The sequence below is a fragment of the Dyadobacter luticola genome, assembly GCF_005860805.1.
Taxonomy (GTDB): domain Bacteria; phylum Bacteroidota; class Bacteroidia; order Cytophagales; family Spirosomataceae; genus Dyadobacter; species Dyadobacter luticola.
Genome location: NZ_VCEJ01000005.1, coordinates 630,582 through 644,580, shown reverse-complemented (window position 1 = coordinate 644,580; position 13,999 = coordinate 630,582). Strand labels below are relative to the sequence as shown.

16 protein-coding genes are annotated in these 13,999 nt (G+C 46.7%); 12 read left to right on the top strand and 4 right to left on the bottom strand.

Features of this window, described 5'->3' with window-relative positions; translation table 11 throughout:
- Nucleotides 1–45: 45 nt before the first annotated feature.
- From FEN17_RS21850 to secG, 4 genes are read left to right on the top strand one after another with little or no spacing between them, the layout of a single operon-like run.
- A complete protein-coding gene (locus FEN17_RS21850; protein WP_138367510.1) occupies nt 46–1,344 on the top strand; it encodes a sigma-54 interaction domain-containing protein in 1,299 nt (432 codons plus the stop codon).
- The gene (locus FEN17_RS21845) at nt 1,328–1,876 is read left to right on the top strand and encodes an LptE family protein (protein WP_374756674.1); all 549 of its coding nucleotides are present in this window, start codon (nt 1,328–1,330) and stop codon (nt 1,874–1,876) included. Before FEN17_RS21850 ends, FEN17_RS21845 begins: the two co-directional genes overlap by 17 nt.
- A 55-nt stretch (nt 1,877–1,931) precedes the next feature.
- Complete coding sequence (locus tag FEN17_RS21840; protein WP_138367509.1) at nt 1,932–2,579, top strand: DUF8458 domain-containing protein; 648 nt, start codon at nt 1,932–1,934, stop codon at nt 2,577–2,579.
- 40 nt (nt 2,580–2,619) lie between these two features.
- Nucleotides 2,620–3,048, top strand: coding sequence for a preprotein translocase subunit SecG (gene secG, locus FEN17_RS21835; protein ID WP_138367508.1), 429 nt, complete (start codon nt 2,620–2,622; stop codon nt 3,046–3,048).
- A 55-nt stretch (nt 3,049–3,103) separates the two neighbouring features.
- Here secG and FEN17_RS21830 read toward each other — a convergent pair whose 3' ends face one another.
- Entirely contained in the window at nt 3,104–3,811 is a 708-nt protein-coding gene (locus tag FEN17_RS21830; protein WP_138367507.1) for a hypothetical protein, read from the bottom strand.
- Nucleotides 3,812–4,043: 232 nt separating this feature from the next.
- On the opposite strand from FEN17_RS21830, the gene FEN17_RS21825 reads away from it, so the two are divergent.
- Together FEN17_RS21825 and groL are read left to right on the top strand one after the other, a co-directional pair.
- Nucleotides 4,044–4,343, top strand: coding sequence for a co-chaperone GroES (locus FEN17_RS21825; protein WP_138367506.1), 300 nt, complete (start codon nt 4,044–4,046; stop codon nt 4,341–4,343).
- 55 nt (nt 4,344–4,398) lie between these two features.
- Nucleotides 4,399–6,030, top strand: coding sequence for a chaperonin GroEL (gene groL, locus FEN17_RS21820; RefSeq protein WP_138367505.1), 1,632 nt, complete (start codon nt 4,399–4,401; stop codon nt 6,028–6,030).
- Between the two features lie 73 nt (nt 6,031–6,103).
- Here the strand turns inward: groL and FEN17_RS21815 are convergent, their stop codons facing one another.
- The gene (locus FEN17_RS21815) at nt 6,104–6,766 is read right to left on the bottom strand and encodes an ABC transporter ATP-binding protein (protein ID WP_138367504.1); all 663 of its coding nucleotides are present in this window, start codon (nt 6,764–6,766) and stop codon (nt 6,104–6,106) included.
- Between the two features lie 89 nt (nt 6,767–6,855).
- Here FEN17_RS21815 and sucC point away from each other — a divergent pair, with 89 nt between their 5' ends.
- The 3 genes from sucC (at nt 6,856) to FEN17_RS21800 (ending at nt 8,877) form a co-directional block, all read left to right on the top strand.
- Nucleotides 6,856–8,079 carry an ADP-forming succinate--CoA ligase subunit beta gene (sucC, locus tag FEN17_RS21810; protein ID WP_138367503.1) on the top strand — a complete coding sequence of 408 codons (1,224 nt, stop codon included), beginning with the start codon at nt 6,856–6,858 and terminating at the stop codon, nt 8,077–8,079.
- 91 nt (nt 8,080–8,170) lie between these two features.
- Nucleotides 8,171–8,539, top strand: coding sequence for a HEPN domain-containing protein (locus FEN17_RS21805; RefSeq protein WP_138367901.1), 369 nt, complete (start codon nt 8,171–8,173; stop codon nt 8,537–8,539).
- Between the two features lie 11 nt (nt 8,540–8,550).
- On the top strand, nt 8,551–8,877 hold the full coding sequence (locus tag FEN17_RS21800) for a nucleotidyltransferase domain-containing protein (protein WP_138367502.1): 327 nt from the start codon (nt 8,551–8,553) through the stop codon (nt 8,875–8,877).
- Nucleotides 8,878–8,909: 32 nt separating this feature from the next.
- Here FEN17_RS21800 and FEN17_RS21795 read toward each other — a convergent pair whose 3' ends face one another.
- Both FEN17_RS21795 and FEN17_RS21790 read right to left on the bottom strand, forming a co-directional pair.
- The gene (locus FEN17_RS21795) at nt 8,910–10,058 is read right to left on the bottom strand and encodes an alpha/beta hydrolase family protein (protein WP_138367501.1); all 1,149 of its coding nucleotides are present in this window, start codon (nt 10,056–10,058) and stop codon (nt 8,910–8,912) included.
- Between the two features lie 58 nt (nt 10,059–10,116).
- A complete protein-coding gene (locus tag FEN17_RS21790) occupies nt 10,117–10,992 on the bottom strand; it encodes a diacylglycerol/lipid kinase family protein (protein ID WP_138367500.1) in 876 nt (291 codons plus the stop codon).
- A 45-nt stretch (nt 10,993–11,037) separates the two neighbouring features.
- Here FEN17_RS21790 and FEN17_RS21785 point away from each other — a divergent pair, with 45 nt between their 5' ends.
- From FEN17_RS21785 to FEN17_RS21775, 3 genes are read left to right on the top strand one after another with little or no spacing between them, the layout of a single operon-like run.
- Nucleotides 11,038–12,075, top strand: a complete 1,038-nt coding sequence (locus FEN17_RS21785) for an App1 family protein phosphatidate phosphatase (protein ID WP_138367499.1) — start codon at nt 11,038–11,040, stop codon at nt 12,073–12,075.
- A gap of 54 nt (nt 12,076–12,129) precedes the next feature.
- Entirely contained in the window at nt 12,130–13,290 is a 1,161-nt protein-coding gene (locus FEN17_RS21780; RefSeq protein ID WP_138367498.1) for a trans-sulfuration enzyme family protein, read from the top strand.
- An 18-nt stretch (nt 13,291–13,308) separates the two neighbouring features.
- Nucleotides 13,309–13,995, top strand: a complete 687-nt coding sequence (locus tag FEN17_RS21775) for a response regulator transcription factor (RefSeq protein WP_138367497.1) — start codon at nt 13,309–13,311, stop codon at nt 13,993–13,995.
- Nucleotides 13,996–13,999 lie beyond the last annotated feature (4 nt).

The following is a 13,999-nucleotide window of genomic DNA, read 5'->3' as shown; positions in this document are numbered from 1 at the left end:
TAAAAATGGCTGACAGCTAAATGTTTACAGCCAATCGCTATCTGAATGAATTCAACGGAAGTACAAGCAATAAAAAACCGCTTTGGAATTATTGGCACGTCGCCCGGACTGAACCACGCGATCAATGTGGCGGTACAGGTAGCGGCGACAGACCTGACGGTGCTCATCACCGGAGAAAGCGGAAGTGGTAAGGAATCTTTTTCCAAAATTATCCATAGCCTGAGTTCAAGAAAACACGGCCCGTTTATCGCCATCAACTGCGGCGCGATCCCGGAAGGAACAATTGATTCTGAACTTTTTGGTCACGAAAAAGGCGCATTTACCGGTGCACTCGATGCGAGAAAAGGCTATTTTGAAACAACCAATACCGGTACTATTTTCCTCGATGAAGTGGGCGAAATGCCGCTGGGTACGCAAGCCAGGCTTTTGAGGGTTTTGGAAAACGGTGAATATATCCGCGTAGGTTCTTCCAAAGTTTTGAAAACCAATGTGCGCGTCGTGGCTGCCACGAATGTGAACCTGCTCGACGCGGTCAACAACGGTAAATTCCGGGAAGACCTTTATTATCGACTTAATACCGTACCCATCTACGTACCGCCGCTGCGCGATCGTGGCGAGGATATCCTGCTGTTATTCAGGAAATTCACAAATGATTTTTCGGAAAGATACCGCACGAAACCCGTCAGGCTGGACAATGATGCCCGCGACTTGCTGCTGGAGTATACTTTCCCGGGAAATATTCGCCAGCTCAAAAATATCGCCGAGCAAATCACGATCCTGGAAACAGATAAAGAGTTGCCTATCAACGCCGACACACTGAATCATTACCTGAACCCGGTTCAGCCGCCGGGAAGAAGAGCGCTGGTGCCGCTGCGCTCCGGCGAAGATTCGGCCAGCTCGTTTTCGGAAAGAGAACTGCTATATAAGGTGCTTTTCGATATGCGGCGGGACGTGACCGAATTGAAAAAACTGGTCAGGAATGTGCTTGAAAATGAAAAGTATGGCGGTGAAATTCTGAAAGACCACCAGGATCTTTTCAGTTCTATCAACAACCCCGAGCCGGTTATCAGCTCACCGTCCATCGAGCCGCAGCGCTATCTTCCGCCTGCGCCAGCCGCAAGAACGGTCGACCTGGACAGGTATTCGGACGAACGTGGTGAGATTGAGGATGTTGTGCATGTGACCGCCGAGGAAGAATCGCTGTCGCTGGAAGACAAGGAGAGGGAAATGATCATCAAAGCCTTGCGCAAAAACAACAACAAGCGAAAGTATGCGGCCAATGCATTGGGCATTTCTGAAAGGACGTTATACAGAAAAATCAAACAGTATGACATTGAAGAGTAACCTTTTGGCGGTTTATAAAATGCATTTAAAAAAATGGGCGCTGGTTGCCCTCTTCCTGCATTGTTCGGTTTTTCTTTCGAGCTGTGGGGTATATTCGTTTACGGGCACCAACTTATCGCCTGATATCAAGACATTCAGCGTGCTCAACTTTACGATGGGCACTGCGGGTGGACCATCCGATCTCCCGCAGCGGCTTACCGAGGATCTGAAAGAATATTTTCAGCGAAATACCAGCCTAACCAGCCAGCCGGGCGGCGGGGACCTGGTTTTGGAAGGATCGATCACCGGATATGACGTGCTGGCAGCGGCACCAACCGCCAATGACCAGGCCGGGCTCAACCGGTTGAATGTCACGGTGCAGGTGCGGTACACGAATGCGAAGGACGAAACAAAGAATTTTGACCAGTCATTTACTTACTACGCCGACTTTCCTCAGGACCAGACGCTTAACCAGAACGAAGCGCGTTTGCTGCCTACAATCCGCGAAAATATCGTCCAGCAAATTTTCAATAAATCGGCTGCCGACTGGTAACAGCAGCGCCTTTTTCCTACCTTCACTGTCTTGTCCAACACATTAAACCCGGATCATGGCCCTTATTGAAAAGGAAACTTTCAGCGAACTGGTAAAACATCCCGGCAACATTGACGCGGATGTTATTTCGAGACTGGAAGCGACCATCAAGGCATTTCCTTACTGTCAGATTTCCTATTCACTGCTTGCAAAAGCCTACGCTGGTACCGAAAAACTGGACGAAACCCGGCCCCGCGCAGCTGCTTACGCCCTCAGCCGGGTGGCCTTGCAGCAACTGGTGGAAAACGATACGGAACGTTACGACGCGACGGTCAACATTGAGGAGGTGATCGAGGCGCAGGAAAAAGCTTTGCCGCAAAATGGGGAAGATATTTTGCTGAGCATTGTTGAGCAGCAGGTGACGCCAGCCACGCCGCAGAAGTCGGACGAGCAACGGAGGCAACAGGCGATCATTGAGGGTTTTATGAAGAAAAATCCACGTATCAGCAGGCAGGAAAGCAATCTGGAACCTGTGGCGGTGGACCTTACCGGCAGGGTGGCAGAGTCAGGCGAGGGAAGTGTTGAGACCGAAGCATTTGCAAAAATCCTGATCCGCCAGGGCAAAATTGAGAAGGCAATTGACGTATACCAGAAATTGATCTTGAAAAAACCGGAAAAAAGAAATTACTTTGCGAAAAAATTAAGCGAGCTATATCGTTTGTAAACTTTACTTCAATCATTCATTCATTCAATATTATTAAGGCATGTATCTGGGTTTGATTATTCTGGTGGCGATTGTGGCGGTATTGCTGATTCTCGTCGTGTTGGTACAAAATTCTAAGGGCGGCGGTCTTTCAAGCGAATTCAGCGGCGCAGGTACAACCCAAATGTTTGGCGTTAAAAAAACAACCGATTTGCTCGAACAGGTTACCTGGGGTTTGGCAAGTGCTGTAATCCTCATTTCACTTGCTTCTTACATTGTAGTAGGCGGCAGCAATGATGGCGGCGGAATCAAAAGTATCAATGTGGACCGTGCGCAAAATGCACCGACACCAGGTGGTAAAATTGCTCCGGCACCCGGAGCGGCGGCTCCCGGAGCGGCAGCTCCAGCAGGATCGGCAGTTCCTTCGGGCACAGCAGAGCCAGCCGGTAATCCACCAGCATCCACTGCTCCTGCGGATACAACTAAATAAGAAAAGCATTTATAAAAAAAGTGGCCAGAAGTTGATTCTGGCCACTTTTTTGTTTTCAGGCAACATTAATCTGTTTCAAAACCAGCTTCTTCGCTACCGGCAGCAAAGCTTCCTCCAAAGGATAATCGTATTTTGATTCTACAATGTATGTCGCCGGATTTGGCAGAGCGCTGTTTTTTCGTGTCAAATCTACTTTCACCTGCGCTACCGTTTTTCCCAGCCCGATCCGGACGGTTTCCAAAAACCAGGTTTTTAAGTACCGCTCCCGCATTTGGTTATAAAGCGCCAGCTGATATTGAAAAATGCTCACCAGCGGCTGGAATGCATGCAAAAAAAGCAGGTAACCTTCCTGCAAATGCAGGGGCACAATCCCGACGGGCGAGACGCTGACATTACCCTCTACCGCTGAAAACCGCTCGGTACCCTCGGAAATTGAGGCAGAAAAACGTGGTATCGCAAAATCCAGCATGTAATTCAGTTCTTCCATATAGGGGTCATCCTGGTGCGTTTCCTCATATTCCAGCTTCCAGTTACTGACATCGATGCCGGTCAGATTCTTTGGCAGCGACGTCCTGATGTGATTTTTAGTAGATTGAATGTCGAGGCAGGATTCGAAATGAAACCTGAGCTCAGGTAAATATGGATGCAGGCGGTTGCCGGCGAACTCTGTGTTAATGTGTTGCAGGTAAGCGAGCAGCACATATTTTTTATGCTCAAAATCAAAAATCCCCTCGGTTAACCAGTTACTATGCAGGTTTGTCATAAAATCATCTTCATTTTAGTGCCGAATTAATTTAATGATTTTCCCATATCGAAGCAATTTTTAGGAGTTGACTGACAGGACAATGACTATATAGTCATATCGGGACAGGGTTAGGTACAAATTTGTCACACTAGCCGGAAAAAATGTCAGAATACCCTGGTGTGGCATAGATTGTGCTTACCGGTTGTCAGTCAAACCTTTTACTGACAATCAAAACAAACGTTTAATATTTATGTCAACTTTAGCAGAAATACAAGTTAACGTACAACCTCTGGCTGATCGTGTTCTTGTAGAACCAGCCCCAGCCGAAGAAAAAACTGCATTTGGTATCATTATCCCTGATACTGCCAAAGAAAAACCACAACGCGGAACTGTTGTTGCCGTTGGCCCAGGTAAAAAAGATGAGCCTCTTACAGTGAAAGTAGGGGATACCGTATTGTATGGCAAATACTCCGGAACTGAATTAGCGTACGAAGGAAAAGATATCCTGATCATGCGCGAATCAGACATTTATGCCATCATCGGTCAATAGTCCGACAGTATTAATCACTAGTTTCTCTTAAAGTTTTTTCAAATTATTAATAGTTATGTCTAAGAAAATATTTTTTGACACAGAAGCACGCGACAGGATCAAAAAAGGCGTGGATACATTGGCTGACGCCGTAAAAGTTACATTAGGACCTCGCGGTCGTAACGTGGTAATCGATAAGAAATTCGGTTCCCCAAGCATCACCAAAGATGGTGTGACTGTTGCAAAAGAAATTGACCTGAAAGACCCAATCGAAAACATGGGTGCTCAGCTAGTAAAAGAAGTTGCTTCTAAAACAGCTGACTCTGCGGGTGACGGTACTACAACTGCAACTGTTTTGGCACAGGCGATTTATTCAATCGGTGTGAAAAACGTAGCTGCTGGTGCTAACCCGATGGATCTGAAACGTGGTATTGACAAAGCTGTCGCTATCATTACAAAGGATCTTGAAGGACAGAAAAAAAATATCTCTACTTCAAAAGAAATCGCTCAGGTTGCTACTATTTCTGCAAACCATGACGAGGAGATCGGTAACATGATCGCCGAAGCGATGGAAAAAGTAGGAAAAGAAGGTGTTATCACTGTGGAAGAGGCTCGCGGTACTGAAACAGAAGTGAAAACTGTGGAAGGTATGCAGTTTGACCGTGGTTACCTGTCTCCTTATTTCGTGACCAACACCGAGAAAATGGAAGCTGAATTGGAGCGTCCATATATTTTGATCTCTGAGAAAAAAGTGTCTTCCATGAAAGAATTGCTGCCAGTTTTGGAAGCAGTTGCTCAAACTGGTCGTCCTTTGCTTATTCTTTCAGAAGATGTTGACGGAGAAGCACTTGCTACATTGGTAGTAAACAAAATCCGTGGTGCATTGAAAGTTGCTGCTGTAAAAGCACCAGGTTTCGGTGACCGTCGTAAAGCAATGTTGGAAGATATCGCTATCGTAACTGGTGGTACTGTAATTTCAGAAGAGCGCGGTTTCAAATTGGAAAACGCAACTTTGGAATACCTGGGTACTTGCGAAAAAGCGATTATCGACAAAGACAACACAACTTTGGTCAATGGTTCAGGTAACTCTGAAGACATTCAGGGACGTGTTAACCAGATCAAAGCACAGATCGAAAACACAACTTCTGATTACGATCGTGAAAAATTGCAGGAACGTCTTGCGAAACTTTCAGGTGGTGTAGCTATCCTTTACATCGGAGCTGCAACTGAGGTTGAAATGAAAGAGAAAAAAGACCGCGTTGATGATGCATTGCATGCAACTCGTGCTGCTGTTGAAGAAGGTATCGTAGCGGGTGGTGGTGTTGCTTATATCCGCGCTACCGCTGCTTTGGAAGGCGTTACTGGCTCAAACGAAGACGAAAAAACCGGTATCAACATTATCCGCGTTGCTTTGGAAGCTCCTTTGAGAACCATCGTTTCTAACTCAGGTCAGGAACCATCTGTGGTTGTTCAGAAAGTGAAAGAAGGAACGGGCGCTTACGGTTACAATGCTAAAGACAATGTTTACACAGACCTTTTGGAAGCTGGTATCATTGACCCTAAGAAAGTATCCCGTCTGGCACTTGAAAACGCAGCATCTATCGCAGGCTTGTTGTTGACAACAGAATGTGTAATTGCTGACGAACCAGAAGAAGCTCCTGCTGCTGGTGGCCACAGCCACGGTGGTGGAATGGGCGGAATGATGTAATCATCGTCCCCTGGAATATAGGAAAAGCCTTCGGAAGCAATTCCGAAGGCTTTTTCATTTATATCGAAATCTGTCACTGAAGCATTCTTCCATCCTGCATGACAAGCCGGCGATCTGCCATTTCAGCGAGGTCTTCATTGTGGGTGACAATCACAAATGTCTGCCCGAATTCGTCCCGCAACTTGAAAAATAGCTGGTGCAGATCCAAAGCATTATGGGAATCCAGGTTTCCGCTGGGTTCATCTGCGAGTACGATAGACGGTTTGTTCAATAATGCTCTCGCCACGGCTACCCGCTGCTGCTCACCGCCCGAAAGTTGCGAAGGTAAATGATCCGTCCTGCCCGAAAGTCCCAGCATTTCAAGCAGCTCACCTCCCCTTTTGCTCAGATCCTTCTCATTCATCTGACCGTTGATATACCCCGGCATGCAGACATTTTCCAGCGCTGTAAACTCTGCGAGCAGGTTGTGGAATTGAAAAATGAAGCCGATCTTTTCATTTCTGAATCGCGCCAGATCTTTGTCTTTTTGGGTAAAAACATTGACGCCTTCGATAAAAACCTGGCCTTCTTCGGGCCTGTCGAGTGTGCCCAGAATGTGCAGAAAAGTACTTTTTCCGGCGCCCGACGCACCCACAATCGCCACTACCTCACCTTGTTTTACTTCCAGATCAATGCCCTTCAAAACCTGTAATGAACCATAAGTACGCCTGATTCCCTGCGCCTGGAGTAAATGCATAACCGGAGAAAGATAATTGGCTTATTTGCTACGCCCGTTTTGATTAATTCCTTAATTTGCCTCGAAAATACCAATTTACTTTTATACTCATGAATATTCACGAATATCAGGGCAAAAGCGTTCTCAAAAAATACGGTGTGCGTATTCAGGAAGGGCTTGTTGCCGACACGCCGGACAAGGCGGTGGAAGTTGCGCGTGAGCTAAGCCAGCAAACAGGTACCAAATGGTATGTTGTAAAATCTCAAATCCATGCAGGTGGTCGCGGGAAAGGCCGTATCGTCGGTACTGAGCAACGCGGCGTGGCGCTGGCAAAATCCGTTGAAGATGTCAGGACTATTTCCAACAACATCCTGGGCAAAGTACTGGTAACCCACCAAACTGGCCCGGAAGGAAAAAGAGTAAATAAAGTATTGATTGCCGAAGACGTATACTACCCAGGCGCAAGCGAGCCAAAAGAATATTACCTGTCGATCCTTCTGGACCGTGCCAGAAACTGCAATGTGATCATGGCCAGCACCGAAGGCGGTATGGACATCGAGGAAGTTGCGGAACATACGCCTGAAAAAATCATGAAGGAGTGGATCGATCCGAAAGTGGGATTGCAGCCATTTCAGGCACGTAAAGTAGCTTTTGCACTGGGTCTTGAAGGCGATGCTTTCAAGGAAATGGTGAAATTCATCACCTCACTTTACAAAGCTTACATTGAAAGTGACTCGGCGATGTTCGAAATCAACCCGGTTTTGAAAACTTCCGATAACAAAATCCTCGCAGTTGACGCGAAAGTAGATCTGGATGACAATGCATTGTATCGTCACCCTGAGCTTGCCGAAATGCGTGATACCAACGAAGAAGATCCTTTGGAAGTAGAAGCAGGTGCCAACAACCTGAACTACGTGAAATTGGACGGCAACGTGGGTTGTATGGTAAATGGCGCCGGTCTTGCGATGGCGACTATGGATATCATCAAGCTTTCGGGCGGTGATCCTGCTAACTTCCTGGATGTTGGAGGTGGCGCAAATGCAAGAACCGTTGAAGCCGGTTTCCGTATTATCCTGAAAGATCCGAATGTAAAAGCGATCCTGATCAACATTTTCGGCGGTATCGTTCGCTGCGACCGTGTTGCTGCCGGGGTTGTAGAAGCTTACAAAGCCATCGGCGAAATTCCTGTACCGATCATCGTGCGTCTGCAAGGAACGAATGCTGAGGAAGGTGCCCGGATCATCAACGAATCAGGCCTGAAAGTTTACTCTGCGATTGAATTCAAAGAAGCTGCCTCGAAGGTAAAAGAGGTTTTGGCTGAATTGGGCGTTTAGTTTAGCTCAATAAAATATATAAAACCCAAGGTCTCGGCCTTGGGTTTTTTGTTTGTCGGCGCTGTTTTCTCTAAAATTCGTATTTTTGAAAATGGCAGACGCAGGTTTTGATAAGAATAATGTCATTAATTACTGGATCAACAGCTCAGACGAGGACTTCGAGACAATGCTTGCAATGTTTGAGAGTAAGAGATATAGCTGGTCCCTGTTTATTGGGCATTTAGTGATTGAAAAGCTACTGAAAGCGCTTTATGTTAACGTAAATGAAGGCTTCCCGCCTTTCACGCATAATCTGCTGAGGCTCGCTGAAAAAGCAGACATTGATCTAGACGATGATCAGAAAAAATTCCTGGTATCGGTCACTGCCTTCAACATTAATGGCCGCTATGACGATTATAAAAATAGCTTTCAGAAGACTTGTACGCCGGATTTCACCATCAAATGGATTGAGGAAATTTAACTCTATCGAACATGGATCAAAAGATTAATAACACAATAGAGCTGTATTTGTCGAAGGTATCACAAGTGGAACCAGGCCTGGTTGGTGCTTATCTTTTTGGATCTTATGCAAAAGATAATTTCCGGGATGAAAGTGATATAGATATCGCCCTTATTATTGATCATCTGCTTGATACAGAACGGTTTGACACGCAGGTCCGTTTGATGCTTCTAGCTTCTGAGTTTGACTCTCGCATTGAGCCACATCCAATTTCAAGTGAAGATTTATCTTCTATTAGCAACCCATTTGCGGCTGAGATAAGAAAAACGGGCGTTGAATATAAAATAAACGTCATTTAACCCAGAATAAGCCTTGGCCGAGGCAGGCGTGTCTAGAGCAGCTTCATCACCGCATCATCCCCCATCACCGCATTCTTAGGCCTGGGATGCGTAGCATCAAAAACCGACAGATCTTTCTGATCCAAAACCTTTGCAGGTGCCTCATCAATGTTGCCCTGTGCATCCGTAATCGCTTTCAAGTCCAGGCCCAAATGTTTCGCCATGAAGCCGTACATGGCTTTCCGCTTTGAAGGGCCGAAATCGTGCTTTTCGTTGGCAAGGTGTACTGCTTCCAGGTTGTCGGTCTTGCCGTAGAGTGCGTAAATGTTTTTGATAAAAGGATATTCTACTTCCGGCGTATTCTTTGTCCAATCGCCGCCGTCGGAGATCATGATCATGGGGCGGGGGGCGGCTAGTGCTGCTATTTCTACATTGTTGGTTTGGAAATCGCCTTTTTTATGGATGGGCAGGCCGCTTTCGCAAACGCAGCCTCCGAAAAAGTAAGACGAGATCATCACCACCGGAACTGAAACCTTTACACGGTCGTCCAGCGCTGCCAGCAGGAATGTTTGCGTTCCCCCACCCGACTCACCGGTTACCGCAATACGCTGAGGATCAACGCCCGGAATTGATAAAAGGAAATCCAGCGACCGAATGCTATTAATGGTTTGCAGTTTTAAAGCCTTCGCCATTTTGTGCTCACATTGCTTCGAATCGCCTTGGCCCACCATATCCCAGACGAAAACGATAGCGCCCATACGCGCCAGTGACGCGCAGCGTATTTGCGTCTGGTCCCGGAACCGGCCGTGCGGATTTTCACCATGTCCGTGCGGCGCAAGAACACCTGCGTAAGATTTTTGCTTTTTAAGCGGTTTATATAAATTCCCTGTCACATAAATGCCGGGCATACTTTCGAATGCCACATTTTCAATAGAGTAACCATCCATTTCTTTCCGGCTATGAACGATCGGCTTGCTGGTTGGCTTGGCAGGCATCGTTTGCAAACCCATACCTTCCCGAATCTGTTTCCGGATCGCCACCGCCCGCGTTTCCCACTCAACTTTTGAGGAAGGTTTATGCTTTTCTAAAAAAGCTTTTCCCTCAGCCTCAGTAAAATAAGCCCCCTGACAAAGCTCCGCACCCTGCCCAAATACCACCGCATTCAGACCAAAAACAAACAAAAAAAGTAAAATCGGTTTCATAGAAACATAAGTGAACATTGAACACCCACAAAAGCGAATTCGTAAACCCCAATACTCATCACGGCACCGCCACCCGCACGTACCCCTTCAAAATATGCGCTTCCAACTTACTTACCAGCCCCTTATACTCTCCATCAATCTGAAAATGTGCCTCCTTGTCGTAACATTCAATGTCGGCTCTTTCCACAGAAATCACCTGCATGATTTCCGGATTGAAATCGGTATTACCTGCCAGAATCTTGGCAGTTTCAATAAAATCCAGCTTTTTGGCGATCACCAGCTCAAAAAGTCCGTCGGACATATCGCCTGCAGGATTTATGGTGACGCCGGTGCCGTACTTTTGCGCATTGGCAATAATGACGATCAGCGCGTCGGTTTCAATCGTTTCATTTTCAGTTTTAATGCGCACCAGGAAGTTCTCGTGCTCACTCAGTGTTTTCAGCATTTCGCGGGCATAGCCCAGCTTACCCCGCATATCACTGTTCTCATAGTTTTTTACTAAAAGCGCGTTTAAACCGATATCGCTCAGGTGCAAACTGATATCCCCGTTAATCGAAACAGCATCGATCAGAACCGTGTTTTCCGCAAATGCCACTTCAACCGCCTGATCGACAGAGCCTGACAAGCCAAAATCAACGGATAAGCCATTGGCCGAACCTGCCGGAATAATCCCCATAATCACCTCGATACCGTACGCCGCCTGCGCCACCAGCGAAATTGTTCCGTCACCGCCGGCTACTAAGACGCGCTCTGGCCGGATATTTTCTAACATTTCCCTGATCGTTTCCTGATCATTTTCGCCGGTGGTAGAATAAATGCGGAGATCGTAGCCTTCCGCGCCTGTTTTTTCAATGATTCGTTCAAAAATTACATCCTTGTCAACATCCCCGGATATGGGGTTTACCACCAGCAAAACTTTTCGTTCTGATAACATATTTTTTAAATTAGGGAAATCAAGTCAATGGGGTTAAAGATAGTTATGAAACGTTGTGACTTAAAACTGTACCGGGGTTATGCCAACAAAAAGGAACTGGTTGTTTTTGGACATGTGGTCAAAAAATACCCCTCTGGTGACCGGAAATACACACGACGGGGATTTCGATATGCGCGGACGATCATTGAGCTCTTCTCTGTCAAAACCATCGCTTTTGTAAAAGTTACCCTGCATGTGAACGGTCAGGTTTTCGAAACACAGGCCGAAGACGACGGGTACTTCCGGTTCCAGGTGCCTTTTGAAGAAAGCCTGCCCAGCGGCTGGCATACCTACGAAGTGACCGTGGATGATGAAGTTGATGGCAAAAAATACAAAGCAACCGCCACGGAAGAATTTTTCCTACCCTATAAAACTTCCTACGGCCTCATTTCCGACATTGACGATACTTTTCTGATCTCCCATAGCCGGCGCTCTTTCCGCAAATTGTTTGTGCTTTTATCCAAAAATGTCCAGGCGCGCAAACCCTTTGACGACGTGGTGAAACATTATAAGCTGCTATCCTTCGCGAGCCGGACACACCCGCAGAAAGAGAGCAACATTTTCTTTTACGTTTCGAGCAGTGAGTGGAATTTGTATGATATGATTGTCCGCTTCGCTGAACTGAATGGTCTGCCAAAAGCGGTTTTAAAGTTGAAAAAAATTAAATCCGGACTGGATGATTTTGTCATGACTGGCGGCGGCTCACATCTGCACAAGCTTCGTAAGATCCACAATATCATCAACTTCTATCCCGAATTACAGTTTATCCTGCTCGGCGATGACTCCCAAAAAGACCCGGACATTTACGAGGAAATCTGCCGGACTTTTCCTACCAACATTCGCGCAGTTTACATTCGCCAGACCCGAAAAAGGCCTAAAGCCTCCGCGACTTTGCTGGTGAAGAACATTCAGGATATGGGGATAGATACCTGCTATTTTGCCCACAGTAATAAAGCGATCATTCACTCGCTCGAACATGGGATCGTTTTTCAGACGCCTGCTGAGCCGGCTGCGGAAATTATTCGTGAAGTTTTACCTGAATAATGATAACTTATCCGCTTTCAGTAACTGCATCACATTCGATTTTAAATACTTTCAATGGATATTTCGCATATCATCAATGAACTTGGCGAGGACCGCAGCCTGTATTTCAATGCCGTAGCGCCGCCCATCGTACAAGCCAGTAATTTCGTTTTTGACACTTTTGACGACCTCCGAAAGGCTTTTGAAGATGAGGATTCGGCTTATTTATATTCCCGCGGTAAAAATCCCACGATAGAAATCCTGAGAAAAAAGCTGGCTGCGCTCGACGGTGCGGAAGATGCGCTGGTGTTCAACAGTGGCGCATCTGCCATTTTCGCGGCGGTTTTGGCGAATGTGAAAAGCGGCGACCACATTGTTTCGGTGGATAAACCTTACAGCTGGGCCTGGCGGATGTTTGATAACCTCCTGCCGCGTTTCAATGTGACGACGACGTACATTGACGGTACCAAAATAGAAAATTTCGAGAATGCAATCCGGCCGGAAACACGCATTATCTACCTGGAATCGCCCAATTCAAATACATTTGAGTTGCAGGACCTGGAAGCCGTAGCCAGGTTGGCGCGGGAAAAAGGTATTATTACGATCTGCGATAACAGTTACTCTTCGCCTTTGCAACAAAAACCGATCGCGCTGGGTATTGATATGGCCTTGCAGTCGGCGACAAAATACATTGGCGGGCATAGCGATACCGTCGCCGGGGTTTTGACGGGCAAAAAAGATATGCTGAACAAGATTTTTAATGAGCAGCTGCTAAACAACGGATCGATTATCTCGCCATTTAACGCCTGGCTGATCCTGAGAGGATTACGTACTTTGCCGGTGCGATTGGCACACATTAAGAATTCGACGGAGAAAGTTGTCGCATACCTGAAAAACCATCCCACAATTGAGCGGGTTATATTCCCTTTTGACGAGGATTTTCCGCAAATTGATCTGGCAAAAAAACAAATGACGAGTGCTTGTGGCTTGCTGACAATTGTTTTAAAGACAGACAGTTATAACAACATTGAAACATTTACCTATTCTCTGAAACATTTCCTAGTGGCGGTTTCCTGGGGCGGGCACGAGTCGCTGATTTTGCCGCAGGCAGCGGGTATTGGTCCCGAGTTATTTGATCCCAACAAAGAACAACACCGGATGGCCCGCGTATACATTGGCCTGGAAGACGCCGATTTTCTGATCAGTGACCTGGAACAGGCGCTGACGGTTTTATAGCATTTATTGAATCAGCTCATGAAAAAAATCCTGATTGTAGAGGATGACCGCAGGATCGCGCAGAACATTTTCCGGGGACTTGGTACCGAGAATTTTGAAGCCGAAATTGCGTACGATGGCATTACCGGCAAGCAGCTGGCACTGGACAAAAAGTTTGATCTGGTGCTGCTGGATGTGAATTTGCCGGGAATGAAAGGTTATGATGTGTGCCAGCAGATAAGGATCTACAAGCCCACATTGCCGATCATTATGCTGACGGCTTACGGGGAAATTGAGGATAAAATTGAAGGGTTGAGCCGGGGTGCGGATGATTACATTGTCAAACCGTTTGATTTCAGGGAGTTACTGGCCAGGATCAATGCGGCTTTGCGGGTTTCCGAGCTGAACAATCCGGAGACTACGGATAAAATCCTGCGGATCGCTGACCTGGAAATGAACCTGGGTACCAAGCAGGTAAAACGCGCCGGAAATGCGATAGACCTCACGGCCAAGGAATTCGCGCTGCTCGAATATTTCCTGATGCACCGTGGGCGTGTGGTTTCCAAAATGGATCTGGCAGAGCATGTCTGGCACCTGAATTTCGATCCCGGAACCAATGTTGTAGAGGTGTATATCAATTACTTACGCAAGAAAGTCGATAAAGATTATCCGACCCGGCTGATCCATACCCGACCTGGAATGGGCTACATTTTGAAAGAGGAATAATAGT

Bases quoted from the DNA above. Each gene is read 5' to 3' on its own strand.
- FEN17_RS21850 (WP_138367510.1), top strand. From the start codon at position 46: ATGAATTCAACGGAAGTACAAGCAATAAAAAACCGCTTTGGAATTATT.
- FEN17_RS21845 (WP_374756674.1), top strand. From the start codon at position 1,328: ATGACATTGAAGAGTAACCTTTTGGCGGTTTATAAAATGCATTTAAAA.
- FEN17_RS21840 (WP_138367509.1), top strand. From the start codon at position 1,932: ATGGCCCTTATTGAAAAGGAAACTTTCAGCGAACTGGTAAAACATCCC.
- secG (WP_138367508.1), top strand. From the start codon at position 2,620: ATGTATCTGGGTTTGATTATTCTGGTGGCGATTGTGGCGGTATTGCTG.
- FEN17_RS21830 (WP_138367507.1), bottom strand. From the start codon at position 3,811: ATGACAAACCTGCATAGTAACTGGTTAACCGAGGGGATTTTTGATTTT.
- FEN17_RS21825 (WP_138367506.1), top strand. From the start codon at position 4,044: ATGTCAACTTTAGCAGAAATACAAGTTAACGTACAACCTCTGGCTGAT.
- groL (WP_138367505.1), top strand. From the start codon at position 4,399: ATGTCTAAGAAAATATTTTTTGACACAGAAGCACGCGACAGGATCAAA.
- FEN17_RS21815 (WP_138367504.1), bottom strand. From the start codon at position 6,766: ATGCATTTACTCCAGGCGCAGGGAATCAGGCGTACTTATGGTTCATTA.
- sucC (WP_138367503.1), top strand. From the start codon at position 6,856: ATGAATATTCACGAATATCAGGGCAAAAGCGTTCTCAAAAAATACGGT.
- FEN17_RS21805 (WP_138367901.1), top strand. From the start codon at position 8,171: ATGGCAGACGCAGGTTTTGATAAGAATAATGTCATTAATTACTGGATC.
- FEN17_RS21800 (WP_138367502.1), top strand. From the start codon at position 8,551: ATGGATCAAAAGATTAATAACACAATAGAGCTGTATTTGTCGAAGGTA.
- FEN17_RS21795 (WP_138367501.1), bottom strand. From the start codon at position 10,058: ATGAAACCGATTTTACTTTTTTTGTTTGTTTTTGGTCTGAATGCGGTG.
- FEN17_RS21790 (WP_138367500.1), bottom strand. From the start codon at position 10,992: ATGTTATCAGAACGAAAAGTTTTGCTGGTGGTAAACCCCATATCCGGG.
- FEN17_RS21785 (WP_138367499.1), top strand. From the start codon at position 11,038: ATGAAACGTTGTGACTTAAAACTGTACCGGGGTTATGCCAACAAAAAG.
- FEN17_RS21780 (WP_138367498.1), top strand. From the start codon at position 12,130: ATGGATATTTCGCATATCATCAATGAACTTGGCGAGGACCGCAGCCTG.
- FEN17_RS21775 (WP_138367497.1), top strand. From the start codon at position 13,309: ATGAAAAAAATCCTGATTGTAGAGGATGACCGCAGGATCGCGCAGAAC.